General features: G+C 65.5%; 15 protein-coding genes. 3 read left to right on the forward strand and 12 right to left on the reverse strand.

The features are described 5' to 3' along the window. Positions 1–25: 25 nt before the first annotated feature. Both AB4Z16_RS21415 and AB4Z16_RS21420 read right to left on the reverse strand, forming a co-directional pair. Positions 26–1,204, reverse strand: coding sequence for an NAD(P)/FAD-dependent oxidoreductase (locus tag AB4Z16_RS21415; protein ID WP_441513366.1), 1,179 nt, complete (start codon positions 1,202–1,204; stop codon positions 26–28). A 12-nt stretch (positions 1,205–1,216) separates the two neighbouring features. Then, positions 1,217–1,555 (reverse strand): tRNA-binding protein, encoded by a 339-nt coding sequence (locus AB4Z16_RS21420; RefSeq protein WP_441513367.1) that lies wholly within the window; start codon positions 1,553–1,555, stop codon positions 1,217–1,219. A gap of 163 nt (positions 1,556–1,718) precedes the next feature. Between AB4Z16_RS21420 and AB4Z16_RS21425 the strand changes: the two genes are divergently transcribed. Further along, positions 1,719–3,176: an NAD-dependent succinate-semialdehyde dehydrogenase gene (locus AB4Z16_RS21425; protein ID WP_441513368.1), complete on the forward strand. Its 1,458-nt coding sequence runs from the start codon at positions 1,719–1,721 to the stop codon at positions 3,174–3,176. 138 nt (positions 3,177–3,314) lie between these two features. Here the strand turns inward: AB4Z16_RS21425 and AB4Z16_RS21430 are convergent, their stop codons facing one another. The 8 genes from AB4Z16_RS21430 to AB4Z16_RS21465 form a co-directional block, all read right to left on the reverse strand. Continuing rightward, entirely contained in the window at positions 3,315–4,013 is a 699-nt protein-coding gene (locus AB4Z16_RS21430; RefSeq protein ID WP_441513369.1) for a hypothetical protein, read from the reverse strand. Positions 4,014–4,309: 296 nt separating this feature from the next. Further along, positions 4,310–5,446: a M24 family metallopeptidase gene (locus tag AB4Z16_RS21435; RefSeq protein ID WP_441513370.1), complete on the reverse strand. Its 1,137-nt coding sequence runs from the start codon at positions 5,444–5,446 to the stop codon at positions 4,310–4,312. Further along, positions 5,443–6,663: a M20 family metallopeptidase gene (locus tag AB4Z16_RS21440; RefSeq protein ID WP_441513371.1), complete on the reverse strand. Its 1,221-nt coding sequence runs from the start codon at positions 6,661–6,663 to the stop codon at positions 5,443–5,445. The genes AB4Z16_RS21435 and AB4Z16_RS21440 overlap by 4 nt, the downstream gene beginning before the upstream one ends. 17 nt (positions 6,664–6,680) lie before the next feature. After that, a complete protein-coding gene (locus AB4Z16_RS21445) occupies positions 6,681–8,300 on the reverse strand; it encodes a dipeptide ABC transporter ATP-binding protein (protein WP_441513372.1) in 1,620 nt (539 codons plus the stop codon). Between the two features lie 4 nt (positions 8,301–8,304). Further along, on the reverse strand, positions 8,305–9,129 hold the full coding sequence (locus tag AB4Z16_RS21450; protein ID WP_441513373.1) for an ABC transporter permease: 825 nt from the start codon (positions 9,127–9,129) through the stop codon (positions 8,305–8,307). Then, positions 9,122–10,069, reverse strand: coding sequence for an ABC transporter permease (locus AB4Z16_RS21455; RefSeq protein WP_441513374.1), 948 nt, complete (start codon positions 10,067–10,069; stop codon positions 9,122–9,124). The genes AB4Z16_RS21450 and AB4Z16_RS21455 overlap by 8 nt, the downstream gene beginning before the upstream one ends. A gap of 20 nt (positions 10,070–10,089) precedes the next feature. Next, positions 10,090–11,643 (reverse strand): ABC transporter substrate-binding protein, encoded by a 1,554-nt coding sequence (locus AB4Z16_RS21460; RefSeq protein WP_441513375.1) that lies wholly within the window; start codon positions 11,641–11,643, stop codon positions 10,090–10,092. An 11-nt stretch (positions 11,644–11,654) separates the two neighbouring features. Beyond that, positions 11,655–12,980 (reverse strand): M20 family metallopeptidase, encoded by a 1,326-nt coding sequence (locus tag AB4Z16_RS21465; RefSeq protein ID WP_441513376.1) that lies wholly within the window; start codon positions 12,978–12,980, stop codon positions 11,655–11,657. Positions 12,981–13,115: 135 nt separating this feature from the next. Between AB4Z16_RS21465 and AB4Z16_RS21470 the strand changes: the two genes are divergently transcribed. Together AB4Z16_RS21470 and trhA are read left to right on the forward strand one after the other, a co-directional pair. Next, positions 13,116–13,928, forward strand: a complete 813-nt coding sequence (locus AB4Z16_RS21470) for a GntR family transcriptional regulator (RefSeq protein WP_441513377.1) — start codon at positions 13,116–13,118, stop codon at positions 13,926–13,928. 299 nt (positions 13,929–14,227) lie between these two features. Continuing rightward, positions 14,228–14,896, forward strand: coding sequence for a PAQR family membrane homeostasis protein TrhA (trhA, locus tag AB4Z16_RS21475; RefSeq protein WP_441513518.1), 669 nt, complete (start codon positions 14,228–14,230; stop codon positions 14,894–14,896). 238 nt (positions 14,897–15,134) lie between these two features. On the opposite strand, the gene AB4Z16_RS21480 is transcribed toward trhA, so the two are convergent. Continuing rightward, the gene (locus AB4Z16_RS21480; protein ID WP_441513378.1) at positions 15,135–15,863 is read right to left on the reverse strand and encodes an SDR family NAD(P)-dependent oxidoreductase; all 729 of its coding nucleotides are present in this window, start codon (positions 15,861–15,863) and stop codon (positions 15,135–15,137) included. A 23-nt stretch (positions 15,864–15,886) separates the two neighbouring features. Further along, positions 15,887–17,176 (reverse strand): ABC transporter substrate-binding protein, encoded by a 1,290-nt coding sequence (locus AB4Z16_RS21485; RefSeq protein WP_441513379.1) that lies wholly within the window; start codon positions 17,174–17,176, stop codon positions 15,887–15,889. Positions 17,177–17,199: the final 23 nt, after the last annotated feature.

Consider the following 17,199-nt stretch of genomic DNA (forward strand, 5'->3'; position numbering starts at 1 on the left):
TCTGTTGGAACGAAGCGCGTTTTCGTCAGGCGAAGTCTTCCAGCGTGCCGACGACCGGCGCTCCGGCGTCGGGATCGACCACGCAGGCACGCCCTGGCGAGACGTTCTCGGCGGTGATGCCGAGGGCGGCGAGATCGGCCGGGATGGAGGTATTGAGCGCGAAGCTCGCGGCGAGGCGCGCGGCAGCCGCGCCAGCCATCACGCCATTGCCGCCCTGCCCGGCCAGCCAGATGAAACCGGGCTGCTCCGGGTCTCGCCCGATGACCGGTTCATGATCCGGAGCAAAGGTCCGCAGGCCGCCCCATTTGTGGACGACCGCCCTCACCTCCATCGTCGTGCAGCGATGGATCCGGTCGATCGCCACGGCGACTTCCAATTCGTCGGCCTGTGCATCGCAGGGAGCGGACGGTGCCATGTCGACGGGCGACACCATGATCCGGCCCGCTTCGGGCTTGAAATAGAAGGTCTCGGCGACGTCGAAGGTCATCGGCCAGCTTTGGATCGTGCGGCCTGCGGGCGGATCGAAGACGACGGCGGTTCTGCGGAAGGGGACGACGTTCCGAAAGGATAGGCCGGCGAGTTCGGCGATCTCCTGAACCCATCCGCCAGCGGCATTGACCACGACCGGAGCCTCGAAGCTGCCCCGAGGGCTTGAGGCCCGCCATGTCCCACCTGCGTGCTGAAGCGACTGAACCCGCGCGTCGAGGACGAATGTCCCGCCGTTCTTCCGAAGCGCCCTCAGATAGCCCATGAGGAGAGCGTTCGTGTCGATATCCTTGCAGTCGGGCTCGTAAAGCGCCGATACGAATTCACTGTCTCGGACCACCGGACAAATCCTCAGAGCCTCCGCGGCCGTGGTCATTTCGATCGTCGCGCCGCGTCGGAGCATTTCGTCCGCCTGGCCCCGAAGCTGGGCCTGCTCTCCGTCGCGGGCGAGGAAGAGCGCGCCACGGGGCGTGACCAGCGGAACGTCGGTGAAGCCATCCGGAGGCGTCTCCAGAAAGGCTCGCGACGCCGTCACGAGCCTGCTCCACAAGGCCGGACCGTAATTTTCGGACATCACGGCGGCCGACCGGCCCGTCGAGTGGTAGCCGGCAGAGGCTTCCATCTCCAGCACGACGACCTTGCCGTGGCGGCTCAGCTCGTAGCCGACCGAAGCACCGGCGATGCCTCCGCCTATGACGATGAAATCCGCGGTTTCCATGATTTCGGTCCCTCAGAAGACCTGCTCGCCCAGTCCGACCTCGTTGGTCGGCGACAGCAGCTTCACGTTGCCGGCGGCGTCTCGCGCGCCGAGGATCAGGATTTCCGATTGGAAGCCGGCGATGTTCCGAGGCGGCATATTGATGACGCAGGACACCAGGCGGCCCACGAGCTCGTCGGCGGCATAGCTGGTGATCTGGGCGCTCGACCATTTCTTGCCGAACTCTGCGAAATCGACCTCGACCTTGTAGGAGGGATTTCGGGCACGCTCGAACGGCAATACCTGCACGATGCGGCCGATCCGAATGTCGATCTTCGAAAAATCCTCGTAGACGATCTGATCCTTGGTCATTTTCCAGCCCCGCATATTCGCCTTACAGAAAGCACTGCCTGCCTGGCTGGATCGGCAAGAAGTGAAGCCGCATTCGCGCTTTGCGATCGATCTCGATGCTCCTTTCAGCAGATCGTGCCGTGGTTCGCGAAGCATGATGCCGACAACCCGTCGGAGGTCTGGCATGACGATCGCTACCCAGTTGAAAGATCCCTCGCTCTTCAGCGAGCTCTGCTACGTCGATGGAGAATGGGTGGGAGCGAACGACGCCTCGACCTTTGCCGTCGACAATCCCGCGAGCGGGGCGATCATCGGCAACGTTCCTCGGTGCGGAGCATCGGAGACGGAGGCAGCCATCGCGGCCGCAGAGCACGCCTTCCACTCCTGGAAGACGCGGACCGCCGCCGACAGGGCGCATCTCCTGGAGCGCTGGCACGGCCTCATGATGGAGCACAGCGAAGATCTCGCGCGCATCATGACGCTCGAGCAGGGCAAGCCGCTGGCCGAGGCGCGCGGAGAGATCGTCTATGGCGCCTCCTTCGTGAAGTGGTTCGCCGAAGAGGCGCGTCGCGTTTACGGCGAGACCATTCCTGCCGCGACCACCGACGGCCGCATCATCGTCCAGAAGCATCCGATCGGCGTCGTCGCCGCGATCACGCCCTGGAACTTCCCGAACGCGATGATCACGCGGAAGGCCGCGCCCGCCCTTGCGGCCGGCTGCACCATCGTGATCAAGCCCGCCGAAGCCACGCCCTTCTCCGCACTCGCGCTCGGCGTGCTCGCCGAGCGCGCTGGGATTCCGAAGGGGGTGATCAACATCCTGACGGGGCAGCCCGCCGAGATCGGCGGGGCCCTGACGCGCAGCCCGCTCGTGCGGAAGCTGACCTTCACCGGCTCGACCCGCGTGGGCAAGATCCTGATGGAGCAATGCGCTGCCACGGTGAAGCGCGTCGGTCTCGAACTAGGTGGAAACGCTCCGTTCGTGATCTTCGACGACGCCGATCTCGATGCCGCAATCTCGGGCGTCATGGCCAGCAAGTTCCGCAACGGTGGCCAGACCTGCGTCTGTGCCAACCGCATCTTCGTCCAGGACGGCATCTACGACGCCTTCGCGGGAAAGCTCGCAGCCGCGGCAGCCAATCTCGTCCTCGGCGACGGCCTGGCGGACGGCACCACGATCGGCCCCATGATCAACCGGGCAGCCATCGACAAGATCCAGCAGCACGTCGACGATGCGACCGCGCGCGGGGCCTCGGTCGCCCTCGGTGGCAAGGTCCGTTCCGGGCTGTTCTACGAGCCTACGGTGCTGAAGGGAGCCACCGTGGAGATGAAGATCGCCAGCGAGGAGACCTTCGGCCCGGTGGCTCCGCTGTTCCGCTTCTCGGAGGAAGCTCAGGTCATCGCCCAAGCGAACGACACGCCATTCGGCTTGGCTTCATACCTTTATACCCGGGACATTTCCCGCGCATTCAGGGTGGCGGAGGCTTTGGAATTCGGAATGGTCGGCATCAACGCCGGGTCGGTTTCGACAACGACCGCTCCCTTTGGCGGCATCAAGGAATCCGGTCTCGGTCGCGAAGGGTCTCACCACGGCATCGAGGAATTCCTGGAGATGAAAACGCTTCATCTCGGCGGCATCTAGGACATCCGAACATGGAGCAGCGCATTCTTCCCGCCGAAATCCAGGATGCGCCGAATCTGACAGAGAAACGCCCACCTCGCGCAGGCAGTCGTTCCAGGTCTCAATCCACAGGAGCCAACGGGATCCCGCGAAAGCATGTTAAAGTGCTTGGATCTCAATGACGTCAGGCGCAGGCCGAAATCTCTGCAGTCTGACGCAGGCCACTGGCAGCCCAGCTTCCTCGATCATCAGCCGCCCGAGGCCAACCTTGTCGTCTGGCGCCTGCCGGTGCCAGCTTTCCAGCCGATCAACATGCGCCGTGATACCGATCGCCTCAGCCATTTTCTCTGCATCGCGCCTGACTGCCGAGCTGGGCAGAACGACGCGAAGAATGAGCAAATGCCTCGATAGCTCAAAAGATCCGTCATCGGAGCTGGGCACACTTTTGAGAACCTCGGAGTAAAGTGCTTCCCAAAATTCCTCGGCGCCCGGGAGAACGAGCTCGAACGGAACCATCGTCAAATGCTCGAGGTCGTTGTCGAGCGCCGCGACCTGATGCCGTTGCCTTACCGGCAACGCTTCGGTGGAAGCGAACTGCCAAACCCGATCGACCAGATAGCGTTCCAGGTGACGCAATTCATGGGCCTCGATTCGATGGTCGAGGTCGCCACTGACTACGACATGAGCGGTCCGGGAGTTGGGATCGACCTTGGCAAAGGAGCGGTTCCAGAGATCGAAGAACCCCGCTTCGCTGGGCGCGGGGCGACGTATTCTAACAAGGTAGCCTGATTGCTCCTCGATATCTTTTGCGAGAATTCGGGCTTCTTGGCTCACTCGAAGACTGGAATCGATCCGCATCCGTTATCCCTGTCGCGCTCCCGACGGCACTGGAGGCATTGATAGGGCCGAAGCAACAGATGGTCGAGCCGGCCAGCGTGTGCCCTCTATCGCCTCGATCCGAGCCAGCGCCTAATCAGCGACCGATGGGCGTTGGCCACCAACCCAATCGATCATTGGAGCGATCGAGATGTCTCCGGGCGCCTCGCGCCAACCGCTGACATTGGATTATCGCCAGAAAGCGGACACTCATCTCCCGCGGCGTATCGCTACAGAGGCCAGGCCCATGAAGTCGTTCGTTGCGTTATCTCGACGAGTTACCGCCAGTTGGCCGAAAGCAGCATGCGCGGCGCCTGCGTCAGGCGTCGCGCGCCCTCCATTTCCACAACGACGCTTTCGCTGAAGCCCAGCCCGCCCGCAGACACATACATATGGAAGACCATGCCCTCCTCCAGCCGCCAATCGGAGCTCGGCAGGAAAACGCGGGAAAAATCGCTGGGCCGCGGAGTTCGGCCGTAGAGACCCAGCGTATAGCCGCTCACGTTGTCATAGGCTGGCCGCAGGCCCTCGGCGAGAACAGCCTTTCGGAGGATGGCATCGACATCGCGCGCGACAGCGCCTGGCTTCATGGCCGCGAGCTGCCGGTCCTGCAGGGCGACGAGGCGTGCGGCGAGCGACGAAAGCCCGCGGCGATCCTCGCCGATCAGGACCGGCCGCATCAGGCGTGCGCCGTAATTGCGGACCTTCGGGATCAGCTCGACGTGAAGGATGTCGCCATCCCGCAGCGGCTGCGCCGTCATGACGCCATGCAGGAACTCATGGTCGCCGATCCCGGGGACGATGGGGCCGGTTTCGCCGGTGTCGGCCCCGTTCTCGAGGAAACAAGCCGCAGCGATCGCGGCCGCTGCACGCGGCGAGAGCCCCGGCCTCGCCTGAGCGGCAATGGCCGCCATGGCCTTGTCGGCGATGCAGCCGGCATCTCCGATCAGGCAGATCTCCAGCGGCGATTTCACGGCCCTGAGCAGATCGCATGCCGCAGGCAGGTCGATGAAGCGCACCTCCGGCAGCAGGGCGCCCAGCTTGTCGCGCGTGGCGGCGGTAAAGCCGTAGGAGCTGTGATCGGCCCCGATACGGGCGCCCGCCAAGCCGCGGCGGCGCAGCTCATCGGCCATGATCGCATGGGGCTCGGCCGTATCGGCATAGCCGACGATGTCGGAGAACCAGCAGGCGGCGCGGCAAGGCCCGGCATCGAGCTCGCGCAGCACGAACCAGGGCTCGCCCTCGCGCGGCAGGAAGGCCGCGCGATACATCGTCTCGGAGACGGTGTAGCCCGTCAGCCATGCCAGGAATTCGGCATGGTCGACGAGCATGATGTCCACGCCGGCCTGCGCCATCGCGGCGCGGGCCCTAGCGACCCGTCCCGCGAATTCCTCACGCGGAAAGGGCGGGCTCACGCGACCTCGCAGATATCCAGGATCGTCAGCATGTAGATGCGGATCATGTCGAGGAAATCGCGGATCTCGACGCGCTCGTCGGGCATGGTGTTGTAGCGCCCGCCCGGTCCGCAGACGACGCCTTCCATCCCGGCCTCGGCATAGAGATGGCCGGCATCGGTGCCGAAGAAGCCGGGCGGCTTGATCGCGCCGGTCGGCTGCTTTTCGCCGCGCACGGCTTCATAGGCGGCGTTGACGGTCTTGACGATGCGGGCGTCCTTGGCGACCTCGAAGGCGGGCATCGACTGGTGCCCTTCCTTTTTCTCGATGCGGATCGTGGTCTTCAGGCCGGGGAAGCGCTCTTCCAGCGCGGCAAGCTCACGCTGCATGTCGGCGAGCGCACCGGCTTCCGTCTGCCCCGGCGCATAGCGGCCGGAGCCCTTGAGCTTGCAGAAATCCGCGACCTGCGGCGCGCGCCATTCGTGCAGCTCCTTGCCGAGCGCGCCATGGACGACGCCGACATGGACGCGGTTGATCGATTCATGCTCGGGCGAAGGCGCGCCCGAGAAGGTCATCGCATTGAGGCGCGGGACGAGATCGCAGGCCGCCATGATCGCGTCGACCGCCTGCTCGCGCTTGGAGAGGTGGCGGGTGTTGCCGGTGAGTTCGATGACGAAGGAGAAGGCGCAGGCATGCATCGTCACGGCCTGCAGGTCGGTCGGCTCGCTATTGACGAAATAGTCGGCGCGGATGCCGTTGCGGATCGCCGCGACGGTGCCGACGCCGCCCTGCAATTCGCCGACGACGAAGGTCAGGATCACGTCGCCCTTCAGCTTCACTCCGGCATCGATCAGCGTCTTGACCGCGCAGTAATAGGCGGCGTCGCCCGCCTTCATATTGGAGACGCCGATTCCGTAGATGAATTCATCGTCGACGAGGCCGCCCCAGGGGTCGACCGTCCAGCCTTCGGTCGCCGGGTTGGTATCGAGATGGCCGTTGAACAGCAGGCTTTTGCCCCCGCCCTGCCCCGTCCAGCGACCGATGGCGTTGGCGCGTCGACCCTCGTCGAAGGGTTGCGCCTCCGCCTCTATGCCCATCGCCTTCATCTGATCGACGACATGGTAGACGAGCGCCTTCTCGCCTTCGGTCTCGGAATAGCTCTTCTGCTTCACCCAGTCCGAAAGCAGCGCCAGGCAAGCCTTCTCGTCGAGCGAATGGATCAGGTCGCGGGGGTTCATGCGTGTGGCCTCTGATGTCAGGCGGCAGCCGTGGCCGGGGCGGGCACGGCTTCGAGCAGCGATTGGGTGTAGGGGTGGAGGGGCCCGGTCGAGAGCGTCGCGATGTCGACGAGATCGACGAGGTCGCCGCGATACATCACCGCGATCCGGTGGGCGATCTGGCGCACCAGATTGAGATCGTGGGTGATGAAGAGATAGGCCGTGCCGAAGCGCTTCTGCAGATCGACCAGGAGCTCGACCACCGATGCCTGCACGGAGACGTCGAGCGCCGAGGTGATCTCGTCGCAGATCACCAGTTTCGGCTTCGAGGCGAAGGCGCGCGCGATGGCGACACGCTGCTTCTCACCGCCGGACAACTGGTGTGGATAGCGCTCGGCATAGGAGGCGGGAAGCCGGACCTGTTCCAGCAATTCGCCAATCGCCGCCGCGTCCCGGCGGGCGCCCGGTCCGCCATAAAGCGCGAGCGGGCGCGACAGGATCTCGCGGATGCGCTGGCGCGGATTGAGCGAGGAATCCGGATGCTGGAAGATGATCTGGACGTCGCGGCGATAGGTCCGGTCCATGTCGCCAAGACCCGTGATCCGCCGCCCGGCGAAGCGGATCTCGCCCTCGAAGCGGTTGAGCCCCGTCATCGCCTTGGCGAGCGTCGACTTGCCGGAGCCGGATTCGCCGACGATGCCGAGGATTTCGCCGGGCATCACCGAGAGGCTGACCTCGCGATTGCCGGTGAACTGCGTGTTCGCCCGGCCGAGTAGCCCGCCAAGGAAAGGCTTGCGGCCATAGAGCACGCTGACCTTCTCGACCTCGACCAGCGGTTTGCCGGTCTCCGGTCCTTGCGTCCCGACCAGCCTGTGGTCCGGCCGCGGCACCGCGGCCAGAAGTTTCCGGGTGTAGCTGTCCTGCGGACGGGCGAAGACTTCGCCGACGCCGCCCTGCTCGACGATCCGGCCGCGATGGATCACCGCGACCTTGGTGGCGATCTGCGAGACCAGTGCGAGGTCGTGCGAGATATAGAGCGAGGCGACGCCGGTCTCTTCCTGCAGTTCCTTGAAAAGATCGAGGATCTGGCGGGCGGTGATGACGTCGAGCGCGGTCGTCGGCTCATCGAAGATGATGCATTCGGGCTGGCAGGCGAAGGCTGTGGCGATGACGACGCGCTGCTTCTCGCCACCGGAAGCCTCATGCGGATAACGCCGCATCATCTCTTTCGGCACCTTCAGGCCGACATGGGCAAGCCGTTCCTCGCCTTCGGCCCAGGCCTGTTTCCGGGTCAGGCCGCGATGGCGCACCAGCACCTCGGCAAGCTGCTCGCCAAGCGGCAGTGTCGGGTTGAGCGAGGTGCTCGGGTCCTGGAAGACCATGCCGATGCGCTTGCCGCGGATCGCGTCGATCTCGGCTTCGGACGCCTTCAGCAGCTCCTGCCCGGTCAAACGGATGCCGCCCGCCTCGCGCGCAGTCGCGGGCAGGTAACGCATGATCGCCCAGGCGAGCGAGGTCTTGCCGGAGCCGGATTCGCCGACGAGGCCCAGCACCTCGCCCTTGGCGACCTGGAGGTTGACATCGTCGAGGGCTCGCATGAAGCCGGTCGGCGTCGCGTAGTCGAGGCTGAAGCCGGCGATGTCGAGGATCGTGCTCATCGCGTCAGGTCCTCGGGTTCAGCGCGTCGCGCAGGCCGTCGCCGAGCAGGTTGAAGCCGATCGCGACCAGCGCGATGGCGAGGCTCGGCCACAGGATCATCCAGGCGCTGAGATGCATGAAGCGGCGGGCCTCGGCGACCATCAGCCCCCATTCGGAAGCCGGCGGCTGCGCGCCCAGCCCGAGGAAGGAGAGCGTCGCGAACAGCATCACCGCGAAGGCGACGCGGATCGTCATCTCGACAATGATCGGCGCCACCACATTCGGCAGCATCTCGCGCCCGACGATGAAGGTCGCGCTCTCGCCCCGCGCGATGGCGGCATTCACGTAATCCTGCTTGCGCACGGAAAGCGCGACCGAGCGCGTCACCCGCGCCATGCCGGGCGCGAAGGCGAGCGCGATGGCGAGCAAGGCGTTGAGGCTGCTCTTACCGAGCAGGTTCACGATCAGGAGCGCCAGCAATAGGCTCGGGATCGACATGATCGCGTCGACGGTGCGCATGATCGCCTCGTCGCTGCGCCCGCCCAAGAAGGCGGAGACGGTGCCGATCACCGCGCCGACGAGCGTACCGAGCACGGTAGCCAGCACAGCCAGGACGACAGTGGCGCGGGCGCCGTGCAGTAGGCGGCTCAGGATGTCGCGGCCATACTGGTCGGTGCCGAGCCAGAACTGCGCACTGGGCGGCTTGTAGCGCATCAATGGCGCCATCTTCTCGGGGTCGTAGGGGGCAAACCACGGCCCGACGATCACGACGAACAGGATCAGGCCGACGATCAGCAGGCCGAGCGCGCCTTGCGGCGAGCGCAGCATGCGCTTGAGGATCTCAATCATACTGGATCCTCCGGTCGAGCCAGGCATAGGCGATGTCGGCGAGGAAATTCGCGACCGCATAGGTCGTCGCCATGATCAGCGCGCCGGCCTGGATCGAAGGCAGGTCGCGCGCCTGGATCGCCACGATGAGCTGGCGCCCGATGCCCGGCAGGGCGAAGATCTCCTCGACCACGATGACGCCGCCGAGCAGGTAGCCGACATCGAGCGCGACGATGGTGATGGTCGGCAGCAGTGCGTTGCGCAGCGCGTGCTTGAACAGCACCTGCCGCTTCGACAGGCCCTTGAGACGCGCGGCGCGGATATAGTCGGAGTGCAAGACGTCGACGAGTTCCGACCGCACCATGCGCGAGACATGCGCGATCAGGATCATCGACACCGTCAGCACCGGCAGGACGAGGTGCTTCAGGCCTCGCAGCGGGTCTTCCGTCAGCGGGACATAGCCCGTCGCCGGCAGCCATTGCAGCCAGTCGGCCAGCACGAGCACCATCAGCGTCGCCGTGACGAATTCCGGCAAGGAGACGCCGATATAGGAGAGGAAGCTGACGCCGAGATCGGCCGCCCGGCCCCGTCTGACTGCGGCGACGATGCCGAGCGGGATCGCCACCGCCAGCATGAGCAGGATCGAGAACAGCGCGAGCAGCAGCGAGCGACTGAGAGCCTCCAGCATCGCCGGCGCAACCGGCTGGCCGGTGCGCATCGAGAGGCCGAAATCGCCGCGCACCACGCCGCCGAGCCAATGCAGATACTGCATCCAGATGGGGTCGTTCAGCCCCATCTTGAGGCGCAGCGCCGCCAGCGCGTCCGGCGTCGCGTTCTCGCCGAGCATCATGACGGCGGCATCTGCCGGCAGGATCTGGGTGATCGCGAAGACGATCAGTGACACGACCAGCAGCGTGTAGCCGATCAGCAGGATGCGCTTGAGGATATAGGCTGGCGACACGCCCGCGGCCCCGTTTCGGCTCAGCCGCGCTTCGGCGCGTTGGCGCCGAGCGAGACATGGTCGAGCCGGAAGACCGCGCCACGCGGATGGAGCTGATAGCCCTCGACCCAGTCGCGCTGCCCGCCGAGCAGGTCGAAGAAGGCCGGGATGATCGAGGGAACCTCGTCATACATCAGCTTCTGCGCCTCGGCGTAAAGTGCGCGGCGCTTGGCCTCGTCGACCGTGGCGCGCGCCTCGAAGACCAGCTTGTCGAAGGCGGCATTGTTCCAACGCGTCTCGTTCCAGGCGGCGTTGGAGGTGTAGAGCAGCGAGAAGATGGCGTCGGCCGTCGCCTGCATGTTGTAGAAGCCGACATAGAACGAGCCCTTCTTCCAGACCTGATCGAGATAGGTCGCATGCGGCATGGTCTCGACCTTGATGTCGAAGCCGGCGGGCTTGGCCATCTCGCGCAGCGCGACGGCAAGCTGGGTGCGCTGACCCGGTCGGTCGGAGGCGATCAGCGTCGCCTCGAACCCCTTCGGGTAGCCGGCCTCGGCCAGCAGCGCCTTGGCCTTGGCGATGTCGGCCTTCTTCGCCGGCAGATCGGCGTAGAAGCGATAGGCCGGGTTGAGGGCTGTGTCGTTGCCGGCCGAGCCGAAGCCCTCGGTGACGAAATCGACCATGGCGGCGCGGTCGACGGTGAGCGCCAGGGCCTGGCGCACACGTACATCGTTGAAGGGCTTCTGGTCGCAGCCGAAATTGACGTTGCAGAACTGGCCCGAGGGCACGCGCAGTGCCTTGACGCCATTCGCCTTTTGTAACCGGCCGAACTCGGTCGGCGGGGTCGTGCTGATCAGGTCGGTATCACCCGCGATCAGAGCGGAGGCCTCGGCGCTGACATCCGGGAAGACGACGACCTCGATCTTGTCGAGATAGGGCCGCGCCTTGTCGTAGTAGGCGTCGTTGCGGGCGACCAAGATCTGGCGCTCCGGCTCGAAGGATACGAGCTTGAACGGGCCGGTGCCGATCGCCTGACGGTCGAGCTTCTCCAGCCCGCCCTTGATGACGGCGGCCGGCACGATCTTGGCGTTGGTATAGGCCAGCGTCACCGGCAGATCGGCGAAGGGCGACGAGAGATTGAACACGACGGTCGCATCGTCCTTTGCCGAAACCTTGGCGATCGGCCCGACATTCTGGCGCGCGGGCGAGGCGGTCTTGGCGTCGAGGATGGCCTCGAAGGTCGCGACCACGTCGGTCGCCGTGCAGGGCGAGCCGTCGTGGAAGCTCAGCCCCTTGCGCAGGACGAAGGTCCATTCGGTCAGATCGGCGGAATTCGTCCAGGACTCCGCCAGATCGGGCTCGGCACTCATATCGACCTTGAGCCGGGTCAGGCCGGAATAGAGCAGTTCGGCGACGAGATATTCCGGGTTCACGCGGGTGACGAGCGGGTTGAGCTTGGATACCGCCTGGTCGACGCTGACGCGCAGCGTGCCGCCCCGGCGCGGCGTCTGCGCGAAGGCCGGCAGGCCGCTCATGGCGAGGCCGCTCAGAGCGGCGGAGGCAGCGAGGAAATCGCGGCGATGGATGCTCGGCATGGGACGCTCCTTCAGCTCTGTGATGTCGGCAGATCGGGGTTGATGTCGGGCCTGAAATCGGCGGCGAGATAGGCGAGCACGGCTTTGGCCAGCGAGACGATGTCGGGCACGGTCGTGTATTCGCCGGGCGAATGGATGTTGCGGTCGGGCCGGCCGAGCCCGCCGAGCAGCACTTCCGAACGGCCGGTGGCACGCTGGACCCAACCGAAATCGGAGCAGCTCGCGGCGCCCCATTTGCGGAACTCGCCCGGTGCATAGCCAAAGCCTTCGCCCATCGCGGCCTGCCAGCGCGGCCAATGCGGCCCGGAAGGGTCGGCTGTCGGCATGAGGTGGCCGACCAGCGCCGTCTCGACCGAGAGGCCGGGAACGGTGGCGGTGCTGCGGCGGATCACATCCTCGATCTCGGCCAGCGCATCCCCGAAGCGCTCCTCGGGGGCGTAGCGCCGGTTGATGGTCAATTCGAGCAGCGCGGGCACCTGCCCTCCGGCCGTGCCGCCCTGAAGAGCGGCGAGGTTGAGCTGGGCGGCGAGCGGCGGCTTGCCGGGCGGCGGCGGCAGGGCCGAGACGCGGGTCGCAACCCTGGCCTTCAGCACCGCCAGCGCATTGAGCAGCGGCAGCGCGGCCTCGATCGCATTGAGGCCACCACCGCGACGATTACCCTCGCCGGCATGGACGGTCTGGCCGTGAATGCGGACGATCAGGTTGAACAGGCCAAAGCAACCGGCCCAGACCCGGGCCTCGGCGCTGCCGTTGAAGTTGAGGATGTGCCCCGGAACCCGGCCCTGCTCGGCGAGATAGCGAATGCCGGGATAGAGGCCGCCCTCTTCGTCCGTGCAGAACAGCAGCACTGGATCATAAGCCAGTTCGACCCCGCAGGCTTTGGCCGCCCGCAGAGCCAGCAGGATCGCGGCGATGGAGCCCTTCATATCGGCCGCGCCGAGGCCGATCAGGCGCTCGTCATCGCGTTCCATCCGCAGCGGGTCGGTTTCCCAGCCTGCCGCGGCGGGCACCGTATCGACATGGAAGTAGAGGCCGCAGGCTGGCCGCCCGCTCGCGCGGCTGGCGATCAGGTTCGTGCGTGCTCCGGCGGCGGGGCCGTGCGGGACGTACCAAAGCGCCTCGGGAACCGCGACGCGCTCGCTCTCAAAGCCGAGCGGAGCGACGAGCTCCTCCAACAGCCCCGCAAAATCGTCATAGCCGAGGCCCGGCGGGAAGGAGGTATCGACTGCGATCATCCGGCCGAGCTCGGCGACCGCGCCGTCGACATGACCGGCAATCCAGCCGCCGGCCTGCGCCAGCACGGTTTCCTGATATCGAGGCGAGGAAGCTTCCGACATCGCTCAGTCCGCAAAGGCCGCGCTTGTCCGGCGCCGGCCCGATCTGCGATGGAGCACTTGAACTGCCGCAACTGGCAACACCATTTGCGGACCTCCTTCTTTCATATAAACTATATAGAAATAGGACAGACTGGCATGCCCCCTGTCAATGCCAAAAAAGCGTCGAGCGCTGCCGCCGGAACAGGCAATGGCGCCGGCGCGTCCGCGCCGGTCCTGCCGAATTTCGGCGCCGGCGAGGCGGCGCCGCTCTATGAGCGCGTGAAGCGGCATATGTCGGAGGCGATCCTGGTCGGCGAGTGGCCGCCCGGCATGGTGCTGCCCAGCGAAACGGCTTTGGCCCAGGGCTTCGGCATCGCCGTCGGCACGGTGCGCCGCGCCATGAGCGATCTCGTAGCGGAGGGCCTGCTCTCGCGCCGGCGCAAGACCGGCACCGTCGTGACCGGGCGGACACCGCATCACAGCTTGCGCTTCTTCTTCCAGTATTTCCGCTTGCATCGCGCCGATGGCAGCCTGGTGAAATCCACCAGCCAGTTCCTGAGCATCAAGGCGCGACCGGCCACGGCGGAAGAGATCGAGCGCCTGCAGATTTCCACGGGCGGCATCGTCGCCATCCACCGCATCAGGCATGCCGACGGCCGCCCCGTCATGCACGACAAGCTGCTGCTCGCCGAGGAAAGGGTGCCGGACCTGCCGCGCGAGCCGGAGGCGCTCCCGGCCTTACTCTACCTGCATCTCCTGGAGCAATACGGGATTCGGATCTCGGCCGTCCGCGAACAAATCACGGCCGATCTGGCGAGCGCCGAGGACATGGCGCTACTCGACCTGCCTGAGCGTCAGGCCGTCCTCACGATCGACGAGGTCGCGTACGATCAGGCCGGCGTTCCCACAATCCTCGGATGGCACCGTGCGACGACCGCCTCACATGCCTATGTGAATGAAGTCCGGTAAGAACGCGCCAGGTGTGGACGGTTCTCCTTTGGCAAGGGCTATTGAGCGTTCTGTAGGGCTGGTCGGTGCGGGCATGTGTCGACGGTCGGCTTCGCGGGGCAGCCGCCCTCTACGGCACGCTACGACGTGGATTTCTAGGCCGAGCGCCTCGCCCGGGCGAAACGGCTCACCTTCGCTCTAGACCGCGGGGACGCATCCATTGAAGCGGCGGCAGGTATCAGCGGCACCGGTTTCGACATCGGAATGACATAGATGCTCGGTACCCGGCGAAGCCAAACCAAGCCGCCAGCACGTTAGGAATTGCTGTGAATGTTCCCGTAACAGGGCGCTTCGTCTTCAGGCGTGCCGAGCTTTGGGCTGACGGCGTGATCCATGCCCTGGGCGTTACCTTGGGGCTGGCTGCCGTCGCAGCTTTGATCGTTCAGGTCGCGAACAGTGCTCCGTTGTTCGATTTGATCCCCGTATCAATCTACAGTGCGGCCCTCCTGACGGTTCTCATCGTCTCGGCAACCTACAACATGTGGCCGATCTCGCCCCGCAAGTGGTTCATCAGGCGCTTCGACCATTCGGCGATCTACGTCCTCATCGCCGGCACCTACACGCCGTTCCTGATGAAGCTGAGCGGGAGCATTTTCGCCCAGGCTCTCCTGATAATCGTATGGCTCGCGGCGGCGACCGGCGTCGTCATCAAGGTGGCTTTGCCGGGTCGGTTTGATCGCCTGTCGATAGCGCTCTATCTCCTGATCGGGTGGAGCGGTCTTCTGATCTGGGAAAGCGTCAGCCTCCTCCCAGCGACTACCGTGTGGCTGATCGTTGCAGGCGGTCTTCTATATTCGATTGGTGTCGTTTTCCACGTCTGGCAAAGTCTGCCGTTCCAGAATGCGATCTGGCACGGCTTCGTTCTTATTGCTTCCGGCTGCTTCTATGGGGCTGTGTTTCGGGCCTATGCGATAGCGCCGACGGCGTGAGCTGTGGCCGCCATCGGCAACCGCTTGGCCTCACCGCTCTATTTCCGCGATCTGGCTGAGCTCTTCAGGCGTAAGCTCTAGAGGCCCAGGCCTCCAGATACCCGGGTCGCTTAAACTGCTTTGCCGTGATTGGCAGACGAGTGGCGCCTCGCGCCAACACCGCAAGTTGGATCGGTGCCGAAAAGCGGTCGTTAGCTGATATCCAGACGGGAGCTCGGCAAGAAGGTCGTGGCGGCTGTCACAGCTGCAGGCCGCCATCCACCGCGATCTCGGCGCCGTTGATATAGCTGCCCTCGGGCGAGCAGAGCAGCAGGGCGATGCCCGCGCAATCCTCGGGGTTGCCCAGCCGGCCCAATGGAATCCGGGTAAGAATCTGCTCCTTCCGGCCTGGTTGGGCGAGGACGGCGCGGTTTCGGTCCGTCAGGATCGCTCCGGGCTTGACGATGTTGAAGGTGACGTCCGGAGCCTGCGTCGTCCGGGCGAGGTTCAGGATCATGTTGGTCTGCGCGGCCTTGGTGGCCGCATAATAGAAATGCGTCGGATTGGGGCGCGCCTCCTGCACGCTGCCGATCGCGATCAGCCGGCCGAAGCCACGTGCGAGCATGGCGGGCAGGAAGGCCTGTAGCAGCCGAACGGTGGCGTGGAGATTGATCTCAGTCTGGGCGCTCATCGCCGCTTCCGAGACCGCGTCCCAGGTCTCCAGCATTTCGACGGAGGCACAGAGCACGAGGATATCGGGCTCGGTCACCCGCGCCTTCAGCTCATTCGCCATGGCTGGCGGGACTGCGGGCTCCGCGAGGTCGGCAATCAGGGGCGAGGCCAGGAGGTTTCGCGCCTGCAGGTCGGCCACCGCAGCGGCGGCAGCGCCGGCATCCCGATCATGGATGATCGCATGGGCGCCGGCCTCGGCGAGACGCGTCGCGATCGCAAGGCCGATGCCGCGTGCCGCGCCGGTGACAAGCGCCACGCGGTCTGAAAGCGCTCCAGCCATCAGCCGAGCAACGGCTTCACGCGCGCGGTGGCATCATCCATCGCCTGCTGCGCCGGCTTGCGGCCGAGCACGGCGGCTTGCGTTTCCTCGATGAAGATGTCGTGGGCGCGGGCCTGCTCGTCGAAGGCTGGCAGATGGATGCGCGAGGCCTTGAGCGCGGCGGCCTCGTCGGCGGCATAAGGCATCGCCGCCTTCAGCTTCTCGTCGGCATAGGTCGAGATGCGCACCGGGCCGTTGCCGTTCAGCGCCATCGCGGTCGTGCCGGTTTTCGAGGAGAGCGCGCGGATGAACTCCCAGCTCAGCGGCTTCTGCTTGGCGCTCTTCGGGATCACCAGCGACCAGAACTCAACCGTCGGCGCGTAGGCGACCTTGCCGGCGAGGTCGGCGGCCATTGGCGGCAGCAGCGACTTGAAGCGGCCGCCATATTTGCCCTTCGACGGGTCGTTATAGGTGACGAGGCGGGCGAAGGGATTGATCGTCATCGCCGCCCTGCCCTGCTGCATCCAGGTGGTGATCTCTTCGTTGTTCACCGTCGCGAAGTTCCTCGGCAACACGCCGGCCTTGTAGAAATCGGCGAGCAGGGTGAGCGCCTTCACCATCGGCGGCTCGGCCGCGACGGCCTTGCCGTCTGATGTCATGTAGTCGCCGCCGAGGCAGCGGGCGAGCGTCAGGAAGTTCGAGGCGAAAACGGCGGTGAAGGCGAGGCCATAGACCTGCGTGCCGTCCTCGCGCTTGAAGGTGAGCTTGCGGGCAAGCTCGGTCAGCTCCTCGAATGTCGTCGGCAGCTTGGTGACGCCGCGCTCTTCCAGCAGGGCCTCGTTATAGATCAGGGCATTGGTCGCGTGGCGGACGGGGATGCCGTGCAGGGCTTCGCCGACCTTGAGCGGGGCGAGCAGGCCCGGCGCGAAATCATCGAAAGCCTCGATCGGCGCCTGCTTCATCAAGCTGTCGAGCGGCTCGAAGAGCTGGAGATTGCGCGGCACGGCACGGCCATTGACGAGATAGGCGACGTCGATCGAGGTCTCGGACAGGGAGGCTTCGCGCAGCAGCCGCTCATGAACGGCGTTGACGTCGCCGAAGGTGACCCAGTTCACATCGGCGCCTTTGGCTTTGCGGAAGGCTTCTGTCGCATCGCCGCCGGGGCCGGTGGTCGCTGCGTTCTGGTGGACGCGGTGGCCGAGCGCCGTCAGAGTCTTCGCCTGGGCGAAGGCGCCACGCGGGAAAAAGGCCGAGGCGGCCGCGGCGCCGATGAGCGCACCAAACCGGCGGCGCGAGATGCGGGATGTCATCGAGTGTCCTCCGGTACTGTTCT

The organism is Allobosea sp. TAF32, from assembly GCF_052113585.1.
In the GTDB taxonomy this organism is placed as follows: Bacteria; Pseudomonadota; Alphaproteobacteria; order Rhizobiales; family Beijerinckiaceae; genus Allobosea.